This window comes from Cryobacterium sp. M25, assembly GCF_002929635.1.
In the GTDB taxonomy this organism is placed as follows: domain Bacteria; phylum Actinomycetota; class Actinomycetes; order Actinomycetales; family Microbacteriaceae; genus Cryobacterium; species Cryobacterium sandaracinum.
This window is the reverse complement of record NZ_PJJU01000055.1, coordinates 1-22,420: the sequence shown is the minus strand read 5'-3', so window position 1 is coordinate 22,420 and position 22,420 is coordinate 1. Positions and strand designations below refer to the sequence as shown.

At 66.2% G+C, this 22,420-nt stretch carries 18 protein-coding genes; 11 read left to right on the top strand and 7 right to left on the bottom strand.

Translation table 11 applies throughout. The annotated features are described in order from the left end of the window. Positions 1-76 precede the first annotated feature (76 nt). The 10 genes from uvrA (at position 77) to CXY81_RS10965 (ending at position 11,566) form a co-directional block, all read left to right on the top strand. Positions 77-2,944 (top strand): excinuclease ABC subunit UvrA, encoded by a 2,868-nt coding sequence (gene uvrA / locus CXY81_RS11010; protein ID WP_233194135.1) that lies wholly within the window; start codon positions 77-79, stop codon positions 2,942-2,944. 17 nt (positions 2,945-2,961) lie between these two features. Beyond that, entirely contained in the window at positions 2,962-4,830 is a 1,869-nt protein-coding gene (gene uvrC / locus CXY81_RS11005; protein WP_104194861.1) for an excinuclease ABC subunit UvrC, read from the top strand. 62 nt (positions 4,831-4,892) lie between these two features. Then, on the top strand, positions 4,893-5,768 hold the full coding sequence (gene rapZ / locus CXY81_RS11000) for an RNase adapter RapZ (RefSeq protein ID WP_104100549.1): 876 nt from the start codon (positions 4,893-4,895) through the stop codon (positions 5,766-5,768). A gap of 98 nt (positions 5,769-5,866) precedes the next feature. After that, entirely contained in the window at positions 5,867-6,847 is a 981-nt protein-coding gene (whiA, locus tag CXY81_RS10995; protein ID WP_104100550.1) for a DNA-binding protein WhiA, read from the top strand. 125 nt (positions 6,848-6,972) lie between these two features. Next, positions 6,973-7,599 (top strand): superoxide dismutase, encoded by a 627-nt coding sequence (locus tag CXY81_RS10990; protein ID WP_104170982.1) that lies wholly within the window; start codon positions 6,973-6,975, stop codon positions 7,597-7,599. Between the two features lie 84 nt (positions 7,600-7,683). Continuing rightward, positions 7,684-8,688: a type I glyceraldehyde-3-phosphate dehydrogenase gene (gene gap / locus CXY81_RS10985; protein WP_104170981.1), complete on the top strand. Its 1,005-nt coding sequence runs from the start codon at positions 7,684-7,686 to the stop codon at positions 8,686-8,688. A gap of 11 nt (positions 8,689-8,699) precedes the next feature. Then, positions 8,700-9,914, top strand: a complete 1,215-nt coding sequence (gene pgk / locus CXY81_RS10980; protein WP_104170980.1) for a phosphoglycerate kinase — start codon at positions 8,700-8,702, stop codon at positions 9,912-9,914. Beyond that, entirely contained in the window at positions 9,905-10,705 is an 801-nt protein-coding gene (tpiA, locus tag CXY81_RS10975; protein WP_104170979.1) for a triose-phosphate isomerase, read from the top strand. Before pgk ends, tpiA begins: the two co-directional genes overlap by 10 nt. Positions 10,706-10,866: 161 nt before the next feature. Further along, complete coding sequence (secG, locus tag CXY81_RS10970; RefSeq protein WP_104170978.1) at positions 10,867-11,118, top strand: preprotein translocase subunit SecG; 252 nt, start codon at positions 10,867-10,869, stop codon at positions 11,116-11,118. Between the two features lie 79 nt (positions 11,119-11,197). Then, entirely contained in the window at positions 11,198-11,566 is a 369-nt protein-coding gene (locus CXY81_RS10965) for an RNA polymerase-binding protein RbpA (protein ID WP_104170977.1), read from the top strand. 95 nt (positions 11,567-11,661) lie between these two features. Here the strand turns inward: CXY81_RS10965 and pgl are convergent, their stop codons facing one another. The 6 genes from pgl to tkt all read right to left on the bottom strand — a co-directional run bounded on the left by pgl (position 11,662) and on the right by tkt (position 19,898). Further along, the gene (pgl, locus tag CXY81_RS10960; RefSeq protein ID WP_104170976.1) at positions 11,662-12,432 is read right to left on the bottom strand and encodes a 6-phosphogluconolactonase; all 771 of its coding nucleotides are present in this window, start codon (positions 12,430-12,432) and stop codon (positions 11,662-11,664) included. Then, positions 12,429-13,397 carry a glucose-6-phosphate dehydrogenase assembly protein OpcA gene (locus CXY81_RS10955; RefSeq protein WP_104170975.1) on the bottom strand — a complete coding sequence of 323 codons (969 nt, stop codon included), beginning with the start codon at positions 13,395-13,397 and terminating at the stop codon, positions 12,429-12,431. Before CXY81_RS10955 ends, pgl begins: the two co-directional genes overlap by 4 nt. Continuing rightward, positions 13,394-14,935: a glucose-6-phosphate dehydrogenase gene (gene zwf, locus CXY81_RS10950; protein ID WP_104170974.1), complete on the bottom strand. Its 1,542-nt coding sequence runs from the start codon at positions 14,933-14,935 to the stop codon at positions 13,394-13,396. The genes CXY81_RS10955 and zwf overlap by 4 nt, the downstream gene beginning before the upstream one ends. 69 nt (positions 14,936-15,004) lie before the next feature. Continuing rightward, positions 15,005-16,612, bottom strand: a complete 1,608-nt coding sequence (locus CXY81_RS10945; protein ID WP_104194860.1) for a glucose-6-phosphate isomerase — start codon at positions 16,610-16,612, stop codon at positions 15,005-15,007. Continuing rightward, on the bottom strand, positions 16,609-17,745 hold the full coding sequence (tal, locus tag CXY81_RS10940; RefSeq protein ID WP_104194859.1) for a transaldolase: 1,137 nt from the start codon (positions 17,743-17,745) through the stop codon (positions 16,609-16,611). The genes CXY81_RS10945 and tal overlap by 4 nt, the downstream gene beginning before the upstream one ends. Positions 17,746-17,804: 59 nt before the next feature. Further along, positions 17,805-19,898: a transketolase gene (gene tkt, locus CXY81_RS10935; RefSeq protein ID WP_104194858.1), complete on the bottom strand. Its 2,094-nt coding sequence runs from the start codon at positions 19,896-19,898 to the stop codon at positions 17,805-17,807. 283 nt (positions 19,899-20,181) lie between these two features. On the opposite strand from tkt, the gene CXY81_RS10930 reads away from it, so the two are divergent. Next, a complete protein-coding gene (locus tag CXY81_RS10930) occupies positions 20,182-21,102 on the top strand; it encodes a heme o synthase (protein WP_233194134.1) in 921 nt (306 codons plus the stop codon). Between the two features lie 76 nt (positions 21,103-21,178). On the opposite strand, the gene CXY81_RS10925 is transcribed toward CXY81_RS10930, so the two are convergent. Beyond that, positions 21,179-22,075, bottom strand: a complete 897-nt coding sequence (locus tag CXY81_RS10925) for a heme A synthase (protein ID WP_233194133.1) — start codon at positions 22,073-22,075, stop codon at positions 21,179-21,181. Positions 22,076-22,420 lie beyond the last annotated feature (345 nt).

Below are 22,420 nucleotides of genomic sequence, written 5' to 3'. Positions count from 1 at the left end.
TAGACTTCGAACATTTGTTCGCTCAGGGCGTGCTGATTCGCAGGGTTGGACGCGTGACGCTGCATAGAATCAAATGGTGTCAATTTCCAAGGTAGAGACCGGATCAAAACTCAACGTTCGTGGTGCCCGTGTGCACAACCTGCACAACGTGGACCTCGAGATCCCGCGCGATTCGCTCGTCGTCTTCACGGGACTGTCCGGCTCGGGCAAGTCTTCGCTCGCGTTCGACACCATCTTCGCGGAGGGCCAGCGGCGCTACGTCGAATCGCTGTCCGCGTACGCCAGGCAGTTCCTGGGCCAGGTCGACCGACCCGACGTCGACTTCATCGAGGGCCTGAGCCCTGCCGTCTCCATCGACCAGAGGTCGACCAACCGCAACCCTCGGTCGACCGTGGGCACCATCACCGAGGTCTACGACTACATGCGGCTGCTCTGGGCGCGCATCGGTGTGCCGCACTGCGCCGTCTGCGGCGAGGTCATCCAGGCACAGACCGTGCAGCAGATCGCCGACCAGCTGATGGGACTCGATGAGGGCGTCCGTTACCAGGTGCTCAGCCCGGTCGTATCCCAGAAAAAGGGCGAGTTCGTCGACCTGTTCAAGGAACTGGCAGCGGGCGGTTATTCCCGCGCCATCGTCGACGGCACCCCGATCCAGCTCAACGAGCCGCCCGTTCTGAAGAAGCAGCTCAAACACGACATCTTCGTGGTCATCGACCGTCTGGTCGCCGGCCCCGACCTGCTGAGCCGGCTCACAGACTCCCTTGAGACGGCGCTCAAGCTGACCGACGGCATCGTGCAGATCAACTACGTCGACCGGGAGGGCGACGAGGCTTGGCAAAGCTACTCGGAGAAGCTCTCCTGTCCCAACAACCACCCCGTGCAGCTCACCGAGATCGAGCCGCGCACATTCTCCTTCAACGCGCCCTTCGGCTCCTGCCCTGAGTGCTCCGGGCTCGGCACGCGCATGTCGGTCGACGCAGACCTGCTGCTCGGCGACCCCGAGCTCAGCATCGCGGACGGCGTCGTGCTGCCCTGGACCACGCAGGGCAAGGGACTGTTCCAGTACTACGAGAAGCTCCTCGACGGGCTCGCCCGCGACCTGGACTTCTCCCTCGACACCCCGTGGGGCGAACTGCCCGCCGAGGTGCAGGACGCCGTTCTGCGCGGCGACAACTTCGAGGTCAAGGTGAAGTGGAAGAACCGCTACGGCCGGGAGATGAGCTACACCTCCGGCTTCGAGGGCGTCGTGCCCTACATTGAACGTCAGTACCTGCAGGCGGAGTCCGACACCCAGCGCGCCCGCTGGGGAGAATACCTGCGCGAAGTCGACTGCCCCGTCTGCTCCGGAACCCGGCTCAAGCCCGAGGTCCTCGCCGTGCTCGTGCACGGGGCCAGCATCGCGGATGTCTGCAACCTCAGTCTCACCGACGCCCGCGATTTCATGAACAAGCTCGAGCTGACCGACCGGGAGGCTGTCATCGCCGCGCAGGTGCTGCGAGAGATCAAGGCGCGCCTGGACTTCCTGATCCGCGTCGGCCTGAACTACCTCAACCTGGCCCGGGCCGCGGCGACCCTGTCCGGCGGCGAGGCGCAGCGCATCCGTCTGGCCACCCAGATCGGGTCCGGCCTGACCGGGGTGCTGTACGTGCTCGACGAACCGAGCATCGGCCTGCACCAGCGCGACAACCGACGGCTGATCGAGACCCTGGTAACCCTGCGCGACCTCGGGAACACCCTGATCGTGGTTGAGCACGACGAAGACACCATCAAGACGGCCGACTGGGTCGTCGACATCGGCCCGGGCGCCGGCGTCAACGGCGGCCATGTCGTGCACTCCGGTTCCTACGCCGACCTGCTCACCAACACGGAGTCGCTGACCGGGGACTACCTTGCCGGCCGCAGGTCCATCCCGACCCCGGCCACCCGGCGCGAGATCGACCCGGCGCGCGAAATCTCGGTTATCGGCGCGGAGGCCAACAATCTCAAGAAGGTGTCGGTCAGCTTCCCGCTCGGCACGTTCACGGCCGTGACCGGCGTCAGCGGATCGGGCAAGTCGTCTCTCGTCAACGACATCCTGTACCGGGTACTGGCCAACCGGCTCAACGGCGCCCGTAAACTCCCCGGCCGGCACACCCGCGTCACCGGGCTCGAGCAGCTCGACAAGGTCATCCACGTCGACCAGGCCCCGATCGGGCGCACGCCGCGCTCCAACCCTGCCACCTACACCGGCGTCTTCGACAAGATCCGCACCCTCTTCTCCGAGACGATCGAGGCTAAGGCGCGCGGCTACCTGCCCGGCCGGTTCAGCTTCAACGTCAAGGGCGGCCGCTGCGAAGCCTGCTCCGGCGACGGCACGATCAAAATCGAGATGAACTTCTTGCCCGACGTCTACGTTGCCTGCGAGGTCTGCGGGGGAGCGCGCTACAACCGCGACACCCTCACCGTGCACTACAAGGGTAAAAGCATCGCCGAGGTGCTGGACATGCCGATCAGCGAGGCCGCCGATTTCTTCGAGGCGATCTCGTCCATCCACCGGTTCCTGAACACCCTCGTCGAGGTCGGCCTCGGCTACGTGCGCCTCGGCCAGAGCGCCACGACGCTGTCCGGCGGCGAGGCCCAGCGTGTCAAGCTGGCCACCGAGCTGCAGCGCCGGTCCAATGGCCGCAGCGTGTACGTGCTCGACGAGCCCACGACCGGCCTGCACTTCGAAGACGTGCGCAAACTGCTGCTTGTGCTGAACAGCCTGGTCGACAAGGGCAACACCGTGATCGTGATCGAGCACAACCTCGACGTGATAAAATCCGCCGACTGGGTGATCGACCTCGGTCCCGAGGGCGGCTCCGGCGGGGGCCGCGTGCTTGCCACCGGAACCCCGGAGCACGTCGCCACCGTGAAGAAGAGCCACACGGGCATGTTCCTGAAGGAGATCCTGGCGGCACACTGACCGCCTCAGGAACCATCATGTCCGATGCGCTGAGCTACCGCCCCAAGACGGGCGAGATCCCCACGAGTCCCGGGGTGTACCGATTTCGTGACGAAACCGGGCGGGTACTCTATGTCGGCAAGGCCAAGAACCTGCGGGCGCGGCTCGCGAACTACTTCGCCCCGCTGAGCAGCCTGCATGAGCGCACCCGGCGCATGGTCACCACGGCCAGCTCGGTTGAGTGGACGGTCGTCGGCACCGAGGTCGAGGCCCTCCAGCTGGAGTGGACCTGGATCAACGAGTTCGACCCGCCCTTCAACGTGCGGTTCAAGGACGACAAGTCCTACCCGTACCTCGCGGTGACCCTCGCCGACGAGGCGCCGCGGGCTCTCGTCACCCGCACCACCGGCATCCGCGGCGCCCGGTATTTCGGACCGTACCCGAAGGTCTGGGCCGTGCACGAGACAATCGAGCTGATGCTCAAAGCCTTCCCCATCCGCACCTGCAACAACGCCAACTACAAACGAGCCATTCAGTCCGGCAAGCCCTGCTTCGGCGGGCAGATCGGGCGGTGCTTCGGCCCCTGTTCCGGCCTGGTCTCCATCGAGGAGCACCGGGTGATCGTAAATGAGTTCGTCAGCTTCATGGGCAGCCAGGATCGCAAGCTGATCAACCAGCTGACCGCGGAGATGAAGGATGCCGCGGTGGGCCAGAACTACGAGGTCGCCGCCAAACGGCGCGACCAGGTGCGGGCGCTGAACGCCGTTCTGGAGAAGAGCGCCGTCGTGCTCCGCGACAGCGTCGATATCGACCTGTTCGCCATCGACCAGGATGAACTCGCCGCGGCGGTGCAGCTGTTCATCGTGCGGGGCGGCCGCATCCGCGGTGTGCGCGGCTGGATGGTCGACAAGGAACTGGACCTCACGACGAGCGACCTGATCGACTCGATCATGCTGACGGCCTACGGCTCCGGAGCCGTGCCTCCGCGGGAGATCGTTGTGCCGGAGTTGCCCGACGACGCCGCGGCGCTGGAAACCTGGCTGGCCGGCGTCGGCAAACGCAAGGTCCGGCTTGTCGCTGCCCAGCGGGGCGAGAAGGCCGCCCTGCTCGCCACGGCGACCCAGAACGCCAAGCATGCCTTGATGCTCTACAAGACCCGGCGGAGCTCCGACTTCGTCGCCCGGTCCAAGGCCCTCGAAGACATCCAGGAGGCGTTGGAGATGCCGTCTGCGCCGCTCAGGATGGAATGCTACGACGTCTCGCACCTGAGCGGCACCAACATCGTCGCCTCCATGGTGGTGTTCGAAGACGGGTTGCCGCGAACCGACGAGTACCGCCGGTTCAGCATCCCCGAGTCCACGGATGACACGGACTCCATCTACCGCACGCTTACCCGCCGCCTGGCCTACCTGATCCCCGACGAGGAAGCGGCGCCGGAGAGCGAGGCCGATGCCACGGTGAAGCGCAAGAAGTTCCGGTACCAGCCGAACCTGCTCATCGTCGACGGCGGCCAGCCTCAGGTGGCCGCGGCGGCGCGGGCGCTGCGCGAATCCGGCGTCACCGGTATCCAGCTGTGCGGAATCGCGAAGCGGCTCGAGGAAATCTGGTTGCCGGACTCCGACTACCCGGTGATCCTGCCGCGCAACAGTGACGCCCTGTTCCTGATCCAGCGCATCCGCGACGAGGCGCACCGGTTCGCGATCATGCACCAGCGCTCGAGAAGGAAGCGGGACATCACGTCGGTGCTGGGCGAGGTCCCCGGTCTCGGCCCGGCCAGAGTCAAGTTGCTCCTGCAGCATTTCGGCTCCGTCACCCGGCTCAAGGAGGCGCCGGCGGAGGCGATTGCCGACGTTCGCGGCATCGGTCCGGTGCTGGCCGAGGCGATTCATCGCCACTTGCGCGCCTGAACGGTCCGGCTGATCGGTAGGCTGGACACTTAGGTTCCACCCGATCGAAGGCGCAGTCCAGAATGACAACGGAGAACGACAGGCAGGAAATGCTTATCGTGACGGGGATGTCCGGCGCAGGCCGCTCCACCGTGGCCAACGCGCTGGAAGACCTGGGCTGGTACGTCGTCGACAACCTTCCGCCGCAGATGCTGCGCCCGCTGGCCGAACTCGTCGGCCGGGCCGGCACCAGCCTGCCGAAGATCGCCGCCGTGGTCGATATCCGCGGCCGAGACTTCTTCACCGATTTCCAGGAGATCCTGCACTCGCTGCGGAAGACGTCCCAGGTGCGGGTCATTTTCCTCGAAGCCCGCGACGACGTGCTCGTGCGACGGTTCGAATCCGTGCGACGACCGCATCCGCTGCAGGGCGACGGCACGATCCTTGACGGCATCGCGGCCGAGCGCGTCAAGCTCAGCGCCGTGCGCGAGTCCTGCGACCTCGTCATTGACACCTCCGATCTCAACATCCACCAGCTGGCCACGTCGATCTCGGACCGCTTCGCCGCCGAGGACGCCGCCGGGGTGCACGTCACGCTGATGAGTTTCGGCTTCAAGTACGGCCTTCCCACCGACGTCGACATGGTCGCCGATGTGCGTTTCCTTCCCAACCCGTTCTGGGTTCCCGAACTGCGCAGCCACAACGGCCAAGACTCCGAGGTGCGGGATTTTGTTCTCGCCCAGACCGGGGCGCGGGAGTTCATCTCGCACTACGCGGCGGCCCTGGAACCGGTCCTCGCGGGGTACCAGCGGGAGAACAAACGCCACGCGACCATCGCGGTCGGGTGCACGGGCGGCAAGCACCGCTCGGTCGCCATGGCCGCGGAAATCGCGGCCCTGGTCAAGGACTTCCCCGGTGTCGCGGTCAGCGTCAAGAATCGCGACCTCGGACGGGAATAACCCGGTCATGGGCGACTGCATCCCGCAGACGCCCACTCCGGCCAGAACGACTACAACTCGGCCCCACATCAGGCCAGGACGACAGAATGGACAAGCGATTGGCACTCACCGCCGACGTCAAAGACGAGCTTGCTCGCGTCGAAATTTCAAAGACCACGGTGCGTGCAGCGGAACTTGCCACCATTCTCCGCTTCTCCGGCGGACTGCACATGATTTCCGGCCGGATCGCCATCGAGTCAGAGCTCGACACCCCTCTCCTCGCCAGGAGGGTGCGCAAAGACCTCGCTGAGCTCTACGGCGTGCGCAGCGACGTGACCGTGATCCCCGCCGCCGGCCTGAGGCGCGCCAGCCACTACCTGGTGCGAGTGCTTGACGGCGGCGAAACCCTCGCGCGCCAGACCGGGCTGCTCGACGCGAGACGGCGCCCGATTCGCGGTCTGCCGAACCGGCTCACCACGGGCTCGAAGGAAGAGATCGCCGCTGTCTGGCGTGGAGCCTTCCTCGCCCACGGCTCGTTGACCGACCCGGGTCGTTCGGCGGCGCTGGAGGTCACCTGCCCCGGGAACGAATCTGCCATGGCCCTCGTGGGAGCCGCCGGCCGCCTCGGAGTCGTCGCCAAGGCGCGTGAGGTTCGGGGCGTGCACCGGGTCGTCATCCGCGACGGCGACGCCATCGGCGCCATGCTCGTGCAGATGGGGGCGCAGGAGACCGTGCTCAACTGGGAGGCCCTCCGCCAGCGTCGCGAGGTGCGCGCGACTGCGAACCGACTGGTCAACTTCGACGACGCGAACCTGCGCCGCTCCGCTCAGGCCGCGGTGGCCGCGTGCGCGCGCGTGCAGCGCGCCATGGAAATCCTTGACGAGGAGATCCCGGAGCACCTCCGCTATGCGGGCGAGCTGCGCCTCTCCTTCCGCGACTCCAGCCTCGACGAGCTCGGTCACCACGCGGACCCGCCCATGACGAAGGATGCCGTCGCCGGCCGCATCCGTCGCCTGCTGGCCATGGCCGACAAGAAGGCCGCCGACCTGGGCATCCCGGGCACGGACGCGAACCTCCCGGCCGACCTCGATGACGTCTGACCTGCCCGGCGTTCAGCGTTCATCCACGTTCGTCACAGCCACAGCGCATCCTGAGTAGACTGGAATTGTTGCTCACGAACGGGTGGCGGAGCGTTACGCGCCGACAACTACAGAGGAGATGCATCTTGACTGAATACACACTTCCGGCTCTGGCCTACGACTACTCGGCCCTTGCGCCGAGCATCAGCGGCACCATCATGGAACTCCATCACGGCAAGCACCACCAGGCCTACGTCACCGGGGCCAACACAGCCCTGGCCCAGCTGGCCGAGGCTCGCGACAGCGGCAACCTCACCTTTGTGAACAAGCTCGAGAAGGACCTCGCGTTCAACCTCGGCGGCCACGTCAACCACTCGATTTTCTGGACCAACCTGTCGCCCGATGGCGGAGATAAGCCCACCGGTGACCTGGCTAGCGCGATCGAGGACAACTTCGGTTCCTTCGACAAGTTCCAGGCCCACTTCGCGGCCGTGGCCCTTGGCGTACAGGGCTCCGGCTGGGCGGTTCTCGCCTGGGACTCGATCGGCCAGCGCCTGATCATTCAGCAGTTCTTCGACCAGCAGGCCAACTTTGCGGCCGGCACGATTCCGGTGCTGATGCTCGACGTCTGGGAGCACGCGTACTACCTCGACTACCGCAACGTTCGTGCGGACTATGTGAAGGCGTTCTGGAACATCGTCAACTGGGCCAACGTCCAGGAACGCTTCACCATCGCACGAGAAAAGACCGCCGGACTGCTGCTCCTTTCCTGAGAGGAGTCGGCCCCCACGGGGGCCCGCAGCCCGTCCGATTCACCCACCACAACGCGCCTCGGCGCACAAGAATAGGAGACATTCGTGTCTGTAAAGATTGGTATTAACGGATTTGGCCGCATTGGCCGTAATTATTTTCGCGCCGTCCTGGCCCAGGGCAGCGACATCGAGATCGTCGCCGTGAACGACCTCACCGTGGCGAAGACGCTGGCTCACCTTCTTAAATATGACTCCATCACCGGTCGCCTTCCCGCCACCGTCGAGGTCGATGGAGACACCATCCTCGTCAACGGCAAGCCGATTAAGGTTCTTGCCGAGCGCGACCCCGCCAACCTGCCCTGGGCAGCCCTGGGCGTCGACATCGTGATCGAATCCACCGGACGCTTCACCAAGGCCGAGGATGCGCGCAAGCACATCACCGCCGGTGCCAAGAAGGTCATCGTTTCCGCTCCGGCCTCCGGCGATGCGGCAACCATCGTCATGGGCGTCAATGAGGCGGACTACGACCCGGCCAAGTTCGACATCATCTCCAACGCGTCGTGCACCACGAACTGCCTCGCGCCCCTCGCGAAGGTGTTCAACGACAACTTCGGCATCAAGCACGGCCTGATGACCACGATCCACGCGTACACGGCCGACCAGAACCTGCAGGACGGCCCGCACTCTGACCTGCGTCGTGCCCGCGCGGCCGCTCTGAACATCATTCCGACCTCGACCGGTGCCGCCAAGGCCCTCGGCCTGGTTCTGCCTGAGCTCAAGGGCAAGCTTGACGGCTTCGCGCTGCGCGTTCCGGTTCCCACCGGCTCCATCACCGACCTCACCGTCGTTGCTGAGCGTCCCGTCACCGTCGAGGCCATCAAGGCCGCGTACAAGGCTGCCGCCGAGGGTCCCCTCAAGGGCATCCTCATGTACACGGAAGACGAGATCGTCTCCAGTGACATCGTCACCGACCCGCACTCCTCGATCTTCGACGCCGGCCTGCTTCGCGTCATCGGCGACCAGGTCAAACTGTCCGCATGGTACGACAACGAATGGGGCTTCTCCAACCGCATGGTTGACCTCACCGCGCTCGTCGCCAAGAGCCTCTAACGGAGTCCGCAGTGACGCTGCGTACTATTGATTCACTGGGGCAGCTCGGCGGAAAGCGCGTCATCGTCCGTTGTGACCTGAATGTGCCGTTGCAAGACGGTCAGATCACCGACGACGGGCGCGTCCGGGCATCCTTGCCCACCATCAAGGCCCTCATCGAGCAGGGCGCGCGAGTTGTGATCGTGTCGCACCTCGGTCGCCCGAAGGGCGCACCGGAAGCCAAGTACAGCCTGGCTCCCGTTGCCGACCGTCTCGGCGAGCTCCTGGGCGCGGACGTGGCATTCGCCACGGACACGGTCGGGGCGTCGGCTCAGGCTGCCGTTGCCGCCCTCACCGACGGTGACGTGGTTGTTCTCGAGAACCTCCGCTTCAACGCGGGGGAGACCGCCAAGGACGACGCCGAGCGCGGCGCCTTCGCCACGGAGCTTTCCGCTCTGGGCGATGTGCTCGTCTCGGATGGCTTTGGCGTCGTGCACCGCAAGCAGGCCAGTGTGTACGACCTCGCCGGGATCCTTCCCAGCGCGGCCGGCCTCCTGATCGCCGCTGAGCTCGAAGTCCTGAACCGCCTCACCGAGAAGCCCGAAGTGCCGTACGCGGTCGTTCTGGGCGGCTCGAAGGTGTCCGACAAGCTCGGCGTCATCGGGCACCTGCTGCCCCGCGTCAACTCGCTGCTCATCGGCGGCGGCATGGCGTACACGTTCCTCGCCGCTCAGGGCCACAAGGTGGGCGCAAGCCTGCTGGAGGCCGACCAGATCGAAACCGTTCGCGGATACCTTCAGGAAGCGGAGCGCCTGGGCGTGCGGATCGTGCTGCCGACGGATATCGTCGTCGCCTCCAAGTTCGGGGCAGACGCCGAGGTGGCGGTCAGCCCGGCCGACGCGATCGAGAGCACCACGTTCGGTGCCTCCGGTCTCGGCCTGGACATCGGACCGGAGACCGCTGCGGCGTTCGCCGACATCATCCGGTCGTCGAAGACGGTCTTCTGGAACGGCCCGATGGGCGTGTTCGAGTTGGCGCCGTTCGCGGAGGGCACCCGTGCGGTGGCCGGCGCGCTGACCGAGGTCGACGGCCTGAGTGTCGTCGGTGGTGGAGATTCGGCCGCGGCCGTGCGCATCCTCGGTTTCACCGATGACCAGTTCGGTCACATTTCTACCGGCGGCGGCGCGAGCCTCGAGTTCCTCGAGGGTAAGCGCCTGCCAGGACTGGAGGTCCTCGGATGGCAGTAAACGAACACCCACGGCGCACTCCGCTGATTGCCGGAAACTGGAAGATGAACCTGGACCACCTCCAGGCCATCGCGTTCGTCCAGAAGCTCGCCTGGAATCTCAAGGATGCGAAGCACGATGTCGCAGCGGTCGAGGTCGCGGTGTTCCCACCGTTTACCGACCTCCGCTCCGTGCAGACGCTCGTCTCCGCTGACAAGCTCCCGATCGCCTTCGGCGGCCAGGACCTGTCGGCCCAGGATTCGGGTGCGTACACCGGTGAGATCTCCGGCGCGTTCCTCGCGCAGCTTGAGTGCAAGTATGTGTTGATCGGTCACTCCGAGCGCCGCACACTGCACGCCGAGACTGACGAAATCGTCGCGGCGAAGGTCACGGCAGCGCTCAAGCACAACCTGGTTCCGATCATCTGCGTCGGCGAGTCTGCCGCGGACCTGGAACTGCACGGCCCGAGCGCCGTACCGGTCGCCCAGCTGCGCGCGGCCCTGGCCGGCGTGACCAACGCGGCCGACTTCGTCGTCGCCTACGAGCCCGTCTGGGCGATCGGTTCCGGCAAGGCGGCAACGCCGGAGCAGGCCGAGCAGGTGGCGGCGCAACTGCGTCTCGTGCTCACGGAGACGCTGGGCCAGGATGTGGCCGACAAGACCCGCATCCTGTACGGCGGTTCCGTGAAGGGTTCTAATATCGCGGGCTTCATGCGCGAGCCGAACGTGGACGGCGCCCTGGTGGGCGGCGCCAGCCTGGATATCGACGAATTCTCGAGCATCGTCCGGTTCCAGCAGCACGTCGGTCTGTAACAAGACAACTGCACCACATCTGCTGTCTCAACTCGGCAGCAGGCCTCGAAGCAGCCCATCGTTCCCCAACAGGGGGTCGGTGGGCTGGTTCGTGAGTCAGGCTATGATTATCACTGATCTTGATGGGTTTTTTGGGCCCATCGCACTGTGAAAGGTTTCGCGTGGAGATTCTCCAGGTTGTGCTGCAGGTGTTGCTCGGAATTACGAGTCTCCTGTTGACCATGCTCATTTTGCTTCACAAGGGGCGTGGTGGCGGTCTGTCCGACATGTTCGGCGGAGGTGTCACTTCCAACCTCGGTGCGTCCGGTGTGGCGGAACGCAACCTCAACCGCATCACCGTCATCCTGGGGTTGCTCTGGATTACCTGCATCGTAATCCTGGGACTCATCACCAAGTTCGACACGGGGCTTTAGCCTCCCGTTTCACAGTTTCGACGAGCTCTAGCTCAACCGGTCAATCGGCTACAACGCCCTTTTCAAGCGGAGGAACATAATGGCATCTGGTGGCAGCGCAATCAGAGGATCCCGGGTCGGTGCCGGCCCCATGGGCGAGCAGGACCGCGGTTTTCACGCGGACCGCATCAAGGTGTCCTACTGGGACGCCCTCGGCAACGAGACCGTGCGTTACTTCGCGGCAAACCTCCCCGATGAAGAGATCCCGGTGACCATCGACTGCCCGTCGTCGGGGCTCCCGGCCGGGCGCGACAAAGAGAACCCGCCGTCGGTGGTCAAGCTTGAACCGTACAAGACGCACCTTGCCTACGTGAAGGAACGCCGGACCGAGGAAGAGGCAGAATCGCTCCTCGAAGAAGCGTTGCAGCAGTTGCGCGTGCGCCGGGGCAAGCTGTCCGCGACGAACTGACGTTTGGACACGCACGCCTGTCGTTCACCGAGAAAGGCCCCGACTCCGGTCGGGGCCGTTCTCGGTGTGCGGGTCTGCCCGAGCAGGGGACTGTTCTAGAACGTCGACGCGGTGAGGTTCTCGGGGACCTCCGCAGCGGCCTCCCGGTCGACGAAGAAGTTCGTGTACCGGCGGCCCTTGATGCCCGCCACGGGCACCTCGTCGCGGCTGGCGCCGGCTAGGGCGAGACCGAGCGCCGATGCCTTGTCCGGCCCGGCCAGCACCATCCACACGCACCGTGAGGAGTTCAGGGCCGGTCGGCTGAGGCTGAGCCGCTCCGCCGGGGGCTTGGGAGAGTTGCGCACGGCGAGCACGCTCTTGCTGTGTTCGCGGATGCCGGCCTGGTGCGGGAATAGGGAGGCGACGTGGCCGTCCGGCCCCACGCCGAGGAAGGTGATGTCGAAGCGCGGCAGGTCGGTTCCCTCGATCGAGGCGGACTCGAGCAACGCGGCGTAGCTCTCGACTGCGGTGTCGAGGTCGACTCCCTCGTCCGAGGCGGCGAAGGGGTGGATGTTCGCCTCCGGGATCTGGATGTGGTCGAGTAGGGCGGTGCGAGCCTGGCGCTCGTTGCGGTCGGGGTGCTCCTTGGGCACCCAGCGCTCGTCACTCCACCAGAACGTGACCAGGCCCCAGTCGATGGTGTCGCGGGCCGCGGAGGCGTTGACAGCTTCCAAGACCTCGATCGCGACGCTGCCGCCGGCCAGGACCACGTTGACTTCTCCCTGTTCGTGCAGGAGGTCCACGGTCGTTGTGATGAATCGGGCCGCCACCGAGGCGGCCAGGGCCGCGCGATCGGTGTGCACGAGTACGCGTCGTTCGTTGGTCACGGTCGTCCTTCGTTGTGTTCTGCGACCACATCGTCAAGGTGCGGTAGGCCGCGCGTGATGACCTCACCATACAGCTCATCGGGGTCGAGGCGGCGCAGCTCGTCGCTGAGGCAGTCCCGCAGGCTCCGGCGCTTGAGGGTGAGGTCCTGAACGGGCTGGCCGGGCTGGGTGAGTCTGGCGATGTCGGGCACGTCTCGTTCGAGCGAGATGAGCCCGGCGGAGCGCGTCAGGTGCACACTCCGGATGCCGTGGGACAGCGGCCCCGTAGTGAACTCGTAGTCCACCGAGACCTGCAGCTGCAGATCGAGCCAGGCGGCGAGCAGGGTCGTGGACGGCGAGTCCGCGGCACCGGTCACCTGCACGGCGGTCACAGGCAGGTAGGGCGGCTGGTCGAGGACCGCCGCCAGCTGGGCGCGCCAGAGGGTGAGGCGGGTCCAGGCGAAGTCCGTGTCGCCGGGACGGTATGAACTGCAGAGGTGATGAAGCGCGGCCTGCGGGTCGGGCTGCGCGGAAGCATCCGTGATGCGCCGGTGGGCGATGCGCCCGAGGGGCGAATCCGCTGGCACAGTGGGCGCCACACCGGGCCACCAGGCCACGACGGGGGCGTCGGGCAGGAGCAGGCCGGTGACCAGGCTTTCCGGGTCGCTGGCGGCCTCACCGTAGGCGCGCAGCACGATGACCTCGCTGGCGCCCGCGTCCCCGCCGACACGGATTTCCGCGTCGACGCGGGGGGCGAGTGGGGAGGCCGTGTCATCCTGGTCCATCGTTGACAGCACGATCACGCGCATGGGGTGTTCCCTGGACGCGTCGTTCGCGGCCTCGATGGCCTCCTCCTCGCGGCCCATGGTGGACGCGATGATGAGCGTAAGCACGCGGCCGAGGGCCACCGCGCCGCCTTCTTCGCGGATGCGCACCAGGGCCTTGGAGATCTTGGAGGTGGTCGTGTTGGGCAGATCGACGATCATGGGCGTCTCCAATGTCGGCCGTCGCGGGACAGCAGTTCGTCGGCCGAGACCGGACCCCAGGTTCCCGGCCGGTATTGCTCGGGCTGGCCCTGCTTCGCCCAGAACTCCTCGATCGGGTCGAGGATCTTCCACGACAGCTCGACCTCCTCGTGCCGGGGAAAGAGCGGCGGGTCGCCCAGGAGCACGTCGAGGATGAGCCGCTCATAGGCCTCGGGGCTGGCCTCGGTGAAGGCGTGGCCGTAGCCGAAGTCCATCGTCACGTCGCGCACCTGCATGCCGGCACCGGGCACCTTGGAGCCGAAACGGATGGTGACGCCTTCGTCGGGCTGCACCCGGATGACCAGGGCGTTCTCGCCCAACGGTGCGGAGTTTCCCTTGCCGAAGAGGTGCTGGGGGGCTCGTTTGAACACCACGGCGATCTCGGTGACCCGGCGGCCCAGACGCTTGCCCGCACGCAGGTAGAAGGGCACCCCTGACCACCGGCGGTTCTCAATGGTCAGCCGCAGCGCGGCATACGTTTCGGTGAGGGATTCGGGGTCCATCCCGTCCTCGTCCAGAAACCCCACGACCTTCTCGCCGCCCTGCCAACCGCCGGCATACTGGCCGCGGGCCGTGCCACGGGCGAGGTCGTCGGGAAGCCGGACGGAGGCGAGAACCTTCTCTTTTTCCGTGCGCAGGTCGGCAGCGTCGAAGGAGATTGGTTCCTCCATGGCGGTTAGCGCCAGAAGCTGCAGCAGGTGGTTCTGGATGACGTCCCGGGCTGCGCCGATGCCGTCGTAGTAGCCGGCCCGACCGCCCACGCCGATGTCCTCGGCCATGGTGATCTGCACGTGGTCGACGTAGTTGGTGTTCCAGATCGGTTCGTACAACTGGTTCGCGAAGCGGAGGGCCAGAATGTTCTGCACCGTCTCCTTGCCCAGGTAATGGTCGATGCGGAAGACCGAGTCGGGCGGGAAGACCGACTCGACCACGGCGTTGAGTTCGCGCGCGGTCTGCAGGTCACTGCCGAACGGCTTCTCGATCACGACCCGCCGCCACTGCCCGTCCGTCTGATCGGCCAGGCCGGAGCGGCGCAGCTGCTCCGTGACCTGCGGGAATGCCTTCGGCGGGATCGACAGGTAGAACGCATGGTTGCCCATCGTCCCGCGCTCCCGATCGAGTTGCGCAATGGTGTCCTTGAGCAGTTGGAACGACGCGGCGTCGTCGAACGACCCCGGCACGAAACGGATGCCCTCGGCGAGCTGAGTCCAGACGTCCTCGTTGAACTCGGTGCGCGCGTACTCCTTGACCGAGTCGTGCACGACTTTCATAAAGTCCTCGTTGGTCCAGTCGCGGCGTGCGAATCCGACGAGCGCGAAACCCGGCGGGAGCAGGCCGCGGTTGGCGAGGTCATAGACGGCCGGCATGAGTTTCTTCCGCGACAGGTCACCGGTGACGCCGAAGATCACCAAGCTGCTGGGCCCGGCGATGCGATTCAGACGGTAGTCGTGTGGTGAACGCAGTGGATTGAACTCCGGGGTGATTTCCACCGGGGACATGCAGCTCCTTCGAGGTGTGGCGTTCGAGCACGTTGTTCGGCGCCGGCCCGCGGGCCGGCGCCGAACGGGTTAGCGCAGTGCGTCGAACAGGGTGGCGATGTTCATGGCCGGGTCGGTCAGCGTCAGCGTCAGTACGGGGCGACCATGGTCCGCCAGCACGCTGGCGTCACCGCTGGCTTGGGCCAGGATTAGTTCCCCGAACGTGAAGGGGCGCTCCGGGATGTCGAGGTCGACGTCCGGGGTGGTGAGGATCTGCAGGAACACTCCGGTGGCCGGTCCGCCCTTGTGCAGCTGGCCGGTGGAGTGCAGGAACCGCGGTCCCCAGCCGAACGTGACCGGGCGCTTGGCCAGTGCGGCCAGCAGATCACGGATTTCGGCGAGCTGGGACAGTTCCAGCCGGTTGACGTAGGCCTGCACGGAGATGTAGCCGTCCGTGCCCAGCTCCTCGATCAGGGCATCGATAGCGGAGGGCAGGTCGCTGGCGGCGCCGATCACGTGCGCGGTGCCGCGGATCTCGATTCCGTCCGTGATGAACGCGGCGGGGACCGGTTCGGGACGGGCGTCGAGGAGACCGCGGGTCGCGTTTTTGGCGGCCTCGACATCCGGCTGGTCGAACGGGTTGATGCCCAGCAAGCGGCCGGCGACGGCGGTGGCATACTCCCAGACGAGGAACTGCGCGCCGAGGGTGCCGCTGATCCGGATCTCGTCGTGTCCGCCGTTGTCGGAGAACACGTCGAGGCCGGCGTCGGAGACCAGGCGAACAACCTGCAGGTCAGGCAGGTCCAGGGTCAGCTCGGGGGCGTCCAGGTCGAGCACGACAGGAAGGATGCCGATGCCCTGTTTGCCGGTGGATTCGGCGATCAGCTGTTCGGCCCAGTCGGCGAAACCGACGATGTGGGTGCCATCCTCGACGATTGCGAGCTTGTCGCGGCGCGGGGTGGTCGCGGCGATGGCCGCACCCAGGATGAGCCCCGGGTTCTCGGCGGTGTCCACGGCAAGGGAAAGCGAAACGGCCTCGGCCTCGTCGAGCAGCTCGGCGATGTCCACGCCGGCAAGGCCGGACGGAACGAGTCCGAACGCAGTCAACACGGAGAAACGTCCACCGACTGTGGGGTCCGCGTTGAAGACGCGGTAGCCCACGGAACGGGCATCCGCGTCGAGGGGGGAGCCAGGGTCGGTCACGATGATGATGCGCTCGACCGGGTCGATGCCGGCCGCGCGGAAGGCGCGCTCGAAGACACGGCGCTGGCTGTCGGTCTCGACCGTGGAGCCGGACTTCGACGACACCACGAGCGCGGTGGCGGCCAGGTTCTCGCCGAGGGCCGCGAGGACCTGACCGGGGTCGGTGGAGTCGAGCACGGTGAGGTTCACGCCCGCGGTGCGGGTGATGACCTCGGGCGCCAGCGACGAGCCACCCATGCCGGTGAGGGCGATACGGGTGACTCCGCCGGCCCGCAGGGAGTCGCGCAGGGCAAGGATCTCCGCGACCAGCGGACGGGAATCCGTAACGGACTCGGTCCAGCCGAGTCGCTTCGCGGCTTCGGCTTCGGCTTCGGGGCCCCAGAGGGCCGGGTCAAGGGCGGTGATCCCGGATGCGACGAGGTCGGCCACCAGGGTCGGGACGGTGGTGCGAACGGCCTCGGCCGCCGCGCCGCTCACGGAGATGTGCAAGCTCACAGTGCGGCCCCGGTCTTGGTCGTCGTGGCGGTCTCGAGGGCAGCGGTCACGGTCTCGAGGAGTTCATTCCACGAGACGATGAACTTGGCCACGCCTTCGGCCTCTAGAACCTGGGTGACGTCGTTGTACGAGACACCCTCGTTCGCGAGTGCGTCGAGAACCAGGTTGGCTTCGTCGTACGCGCCGGTGATGGAGTTCGCGGGGATGACGCCGTGGTCGAGTGTGGCCTCGAGGGTCTTCTCCGGCATGGTGTTGACGACCTCGGGCGCGACCAGGTTGGTCACATACAGGGTGTCGGGGAGGCTGGGGTCCTTGACGCCGGTGGAGGCCCAGAGGGGGCGTTGCTTGTTGGCTCCGGCGCTGATCAGGCCGAGGGCGCGCTCGGTGGAGAAGGCTTCCTCGTAGACCTGATAGGCGAGCTGGGCGTTCGCGACGCCGGCCTTGCTCTTGAGCGCAAGCGCGGCTGTCGTCCCGATGACCTCGAGGCGGGCGTTGATCTCGGTGTCGACCCGCGAGACGAAGAACGACGCAACGGAGTGGATCACGCTGAGGTCGAGGCCGGCCGCCTTGGCCTTCTCCAGGCCGGAAAGGTACGCGTTGATGACCTGGCGGTGACGTTCGAGGCTGAAGATCAGGGTGACGTTGACGCTGATGCCGAGGGCGATCGTCGCGGTGATCGCCTCGAGACCTTCCACCGTTGCGGGGATCTTAATCATGGCGTTGGGTCGATTGACCTTCGCCCACAGTTCCTGGGCCTGCGTGACCGTGCCGGCCGCGTCGTGGGCCAGCCCGGGCTCGACCTCGATCGACACGCGCCCGTCGACGCCGCGGGTGCGATCGTAAACCGGGCGGAAGATATCGCTGGCCGCGGTCACATCGTCGGTGGTGATCTCGAACACGGCGTCGTGCACGCTGGTGCCGGCGGCGGCAAGAGCGGCCACCTGCTCCGCGTACGCCTCGCCCTTGCTGAGGGCGCCGGCGAAGATCGTCGGGTTGGTGGTCACGCCGACGATGTTCTTCGTGTCGATCAGGTTCGCCAGGCCGCCGGAAGCGATGCGTTCCCGGGACAGGTCGTCCAGCCAAATGCTGACGCCGGCCAATGACAGCTCGGCTAGGGGAGTGTTCTCAGTCATATTTCGTATCTCCTTGGAATGCAGGGTATTCAGGTGTGTGGTGTCCCGGCGCAGTGGGTTCAGTGCGCGGCGAGAGTTTCCTTGGCGGCGGCGACGACGGCATCCGTCGTGATGCCGAATTCACGGAACAGGGTCTTGTAATCGGCCGACGCACCGAAGTGCTCGATCGAGACGCTGCGGCCACGGTCGCCGACGTACTTGTCCCAGGTCAACGCGATTCCCGCCTCGACGGATACCCGGGCGGTGATCGATGCGGGCAGGACAGCCTCGCGGTATTCGGCGCTCTGCTCCCGGAACCATTCGAGGCTGGGGGCCGACACGACGCGCGCGTTGATGCCTTCGGCCCGGAGCTGCTCGCGGGCCGCCAGGGCCAGCTGCACCTCGGAGCCGGTGCCGATCAGGATCACATCAGGGGTGCCGCCCGCAGCCTCAGCGAGCACGTAGGCGCCCCGGGCCACGTTTCGGGCGGATGCGAGCACGTCGCCGGTGGCGTCGCCCTCGCCGCGCTCGAACACGGGAATGTTCTGGCGGGTCAGCACGATGCCGGCCGGTCCCTGGCGGCGCTCGAGGATCGTCTTCCACGCCCAGGACACCTCGTTGGCGTCGCCGGGGCGCACCACGTCGAGTCCGGGGATGGCGCGCAGGGTCGCGAGCTGCTCGATCGGCTGGTGGGTGGGGCCGTCCTCGCCGAGGGCGACGGAGTCGTGGGTCCAGACGAAGATCGAGGGGGCCTGCATCAGCGCGGCCAGGCGGATGGCCGGTCGCATGTAGTCGCTGAAGATCAGGAAGGTGCCGCCGAAGGGGCGGGTGTTCCCATGCAGCACGATGCCGTTCAGGATGGCGGCCATGGCGTGTTCGCGGATGCCGAAGTGCAGCACGCGGCCGTAGGGGTTGCCGGTCCATTCGCCGGTGGAGTGCTCGCTCGGAATGAAGGAGGCAGCACCGCCGATGGTGGTGTTGTTCGATTCTGCGAGGTCGGCGGAGCCACCCCACAGCTCGGGGATGACCGTGCCGAGCGCGGTGAGGACCTTGCCGGACGCGGCACGGGTCGATACCTCCGTGCCGGCGGGGAAGACGGGCAGGGCCGCCTCGACGCCGTCGGGTAGGTCGCCGGAGAGCACCCGATCGAGCAGGATCTTGCGCTCAGGGTTGGCGGTCGCCCAGGCTTCGAACTCGACGTTCCAGGCGGAGTGGGCGGCGGCCCCGCGGTCCACGGCCTGTCGGGTGTGCGCGATGACCTCGTCGGCGACCTCGAAGGCCTGCGCGGGGTCGAAACCGAGGACCGTTTTGACGGCGGTCAGCTCCTCGGCGCCGAGCGCCGAACCGTGGATCTTGCCCGTGTTCTGCTTCTTCGGGCTGGGCCAGCCGATGATGGTCTTCAGGATGATCAGCGACGGCTTGTCGGTGACTGCCTGGGCCGCCTCGATCGCGTCGTGGAGTGCGGCGACGTCCTCGACGTAGGCGCCGGTCTGCTTCCAGTCGACTGTCTGCACGTGCCAGTCGTAGGCCGAATAGCGGGCCGCGACATTCTCGGTGAAGGCGATGTTGGTGTCGTCCTCGATGGAGATCTGGTTGCTGTCGTAGATCGCGATCAGGTTGCCGAGCTGCTGGTGGCCGGCGAGGGAGGAGGCCTCGCTCGTGATGCCTTCCTGCAGGTCGCCGTCGCCGGCGATCACGTACACGAAGTGATCGAACGGGCTCGTGCCGACCGACGCCTCCGGGTCGAACAGTCCGCGCTCGAAGCGGGAGGCGTAGGCGAAGCCGACGGCGGAGGCCAGACCCTGGCCCAGAGGACCGGTCGTGATCTCGACCCCGTCGGTGTGGCCGTACTCCGGGTGCCCGGGCGTCTTGGAACCCCAGGTGCGCAGAGCCTTTAGATCTTCGAGCTCGAGTCCGTAGCCACCGAGGTACAACTGCACGTACTGGGTGAGCGAGCTGTGGCCGACCGAGAGAATGAAACGGTCCCGACCGATCCACTCGTTGTCGGACGGGTCACGCCGCATCACCTTCTGGAACAGGAGGTAGGCCGCGGGAGCGAGGCTCATGGCGGTACCGGGATGCCCGTTCCCGACCTTCTCCACGGCATCGGCCGCGAGGAGGCGTGCGGTGTCGACCGCCTTGCTGTCAATTGAATCCCACTGCAGTGCTGCCACTTGGTATTGACCCTTCTGAAGACAAGGGAGAAGGTTGCTGAGAACCCGCTTCCGCTATTGTGCGCGCCCGAGGATATCAGCGTCATCACGGTGTCGCAGCAGATGCCCGGTTCCGGTGGATCAGCATGCATGCACCGAGATTGGCGAGCACCCCCAGTATAGGCAACGCCGGTTCGGACCCGTGATGTGTCGTCTCGTGACGCACCCCCGGCGGCCCGTCGACGGTTTCGGTTCCGACAGTTCGCCTAGAATCACAGTCACTGTCACCAGCGTTGGAGGAGCCTTGCCCGGAGCAGCCGAAACCCACACCCTGAGCACCCCACGCACGCTCCGGCGCACGGCAAGGGCCTACCTCTCGCTGACCAAGCCGCGGGTCGTGGAACTGCTCCTGGTGGTCACCGCTCCCACGATGATCCTGGCCGAACAGGGCATCCCGAGCCTGTGGCTGGTCGTGGCAACCCTGATCGGCGGTTCGCTTAGCGCCGGCTCTGCCGGGGCGTTCAACTGCTACATCGACCGGGACATCGACCGGCTGATGAAGCGTACCCAGAATCGCCCGCTCGTCACGGGGGAACTCACCGACCGGCAGGCCCTGGTGTTCGCCTGGCTGGTCGGTCTGGCATCGATTCTCTGGCTGCTGGCCTTCACGAACTGGCTCGCCGCGGCCCTGTCGCTGGGCGCCATCCTGCTCTATGTCGTCTTCTACACGATGGTTCTGAAACGCCGCACGGCCCAGAACATCGTCTGGGGCGGCATCGCGGGCTGCATGCCCGTGCTCATCGGCTGGGCCGCCGTGACCGGCGACCTATCATGGCCGCCCTTCGTCCTGTTCCTGATCATCTTCCTGTGGACGCCGCCGCACTACTGGCCGCTTTCCATGAAATACCGTGACGACTATCAGGCCGCCGGGGTGCCGATGCTCGCCGTCGTGCGCGGCCGCAGCCAGGTGGGCCTTCAGGTCATCCTGTACGCTTGGGCGACCGTCGCCTGCTCGCTCCTGCTCGTACCGATCGCGGACATGGGTCTGCTGTACCTCTTCGTAGCCCTGGTGACCGGCGCCTGGTTCATCTACGAGACGCACCGGCTGTACGGCCTGGCGATCCGTCACGTGGAGGTGTCGCCGATGCGCGTCTTCCACGGTTCGATCGCCTATCTCACCCTGTTGTTCCTGGCCGTCGGAGTTGATCCGCTGCTCCCGTTCTAGCCCGCAGCTCCCGTTCGACACCGGGCACGGCGTTCGGGCTGTGATGACCACAACTAAGCGACGAGGACTTACGTCGCTACCGGCGACCGACCAGGTCGGGGGTGGTCGCTCTGGGGGACACCCGCACGTCCACCGGTGTGCTGAGGTTCAGGACGAGCGCGGTCAGGATGGCCACGAGCACGCAGGAGAGCACCATGTGGATGCCGACCAACCCGGCAGGGAGCCCCGTGTTGGACTGGATCAGGCCGACGCCGACCTGCATGGCCTCGGCGAGCAGAAGGAGAAGGGCCCAGCCCTGCGTCGGCAGAGCGCGCGAGAAGGCCACGACCAGGAGAACCACGGTGAGGGCAACGGTGACGTAGGCCGGCCAGCTGTGCACGCGCTGCAGGATTTCGGGGTCAAGGCCCGTGCGGGGAGCATCCGCGTCCCCGGCGTGCGGGCCCGAGCCGGTGGTGAGGATGCCGACGAGGATCGTGACGAACACGACCGCGCTCGTGACATACGCCAGCGTCCGATACCAGACCGGAACCGCGAGGGTGCGCGGCACCCGGCCGGTGTAGACCCGGTGCACGAAGACGGTGCACAGCACGACCAGGATCACGGAGATCACGAAGTGGATGCCGACCACATAGGGGTTTAGCTGGGCAAGAACGCTGATGCCGCCGATAACGGCCTGCGCGGGGATGCCCAACCCCGCGAGCAGGGAGACCCAGAACAGGTCGGGGCGCTCCTTACGGAGGCGCACCACGGCGAGGAAGGCCGCGATCGCGACCAGACCGAGGGCAACTCCGAGCAGGCGATTGCCGAATTCGATGTAGCCGTGGATGCCCATCTCGGGCGTGTTGACCACTGAGTCCGCGGTGCACTTGGGCCAGGTGGGGCAACCGAGGCCCGAGCTGGTCAGGCGCACCAGGCCACCCGTCCCGACCAGCAGAATCTGGGCGGCGAGGTAGATCCACGCGATCACACGCACACGCCTGTCAATCCTGGTCGGCAACCACGCCGTAATTCGATTCACCGGTTCTGCTCCCTCTTCGATGACCACATGTGAAAACGCTGGATCGCACTGCTGAACCCGTCGCCAGCCTGTAGAATTAGGTGTTTCATGGGCGGGAGCGTTGCGTTTGCCACAACCGCGGCGCTTTATCCCGTCGTCCTTAAACATCTTAGGTACGCAACGTAGCCGCCCACACAACCGATCCCTGACCGGGTCTCCGCTGGAGGCCATTCTGGGAACGACCGGACTAATATCCGGGTTGCCGGGGTGGCAGAAGAGGTAAATATGTCTGACGTCCTTCTTGACCGTCCCGAACTTGCG

Excerpts from the sequence above, each read along its gene's own strand:
- uvrC (WP_104194861.1), top strand. The coding sequence starts at position 2,962 with ATGTCCGATGCGCTGAGCTACCGCCCCAAGACGGGCGAGATCCCCACG.
- tal (WP_104194859.1), bottom strand. The coding sequence starts at position 17,745 with ATGACTGAGAACACTCCCCTAGCCGAGCTGTCATTGGCCGGCGTCAGC.
- rapZ (WP_104100549.1), top strand. The coding sequence starts at position 4,893 with ATGACAACGGAGAACGACAGGCAGGAAATGCTTATCGTGACGGGGATG.
- zwf (WP_104170974.1), bottom strand. The coding sequence starts at position 14,935 with ATGTCCCCGGTGGAAATCACCCCGGAGTTCAATCCACTGCGTTCACCA.
- CXY81_RS10965 (WP_104170977.1), top strand. The coding sequence starts at position 11,198 with ATGGCATCTGGTGGCAGCGCAATCAGAGGATCCCGGGTCGGTGCCGGC.
- CXY81_RS10955 (WP_104170975.1), bottom strand. The coding sequence starts at position 13,397 with ATGATCGTCGATCTGCCCAACACGACCACCTCCAAGATCTCCAAGGCC.
- tpiA (WP_104170979.1), top strand. The coding sequence starts at position 9,905 with ATGGCAGTAAACGAACACCCACGGCGCACTCCGCTGATTGCCGGAAAC.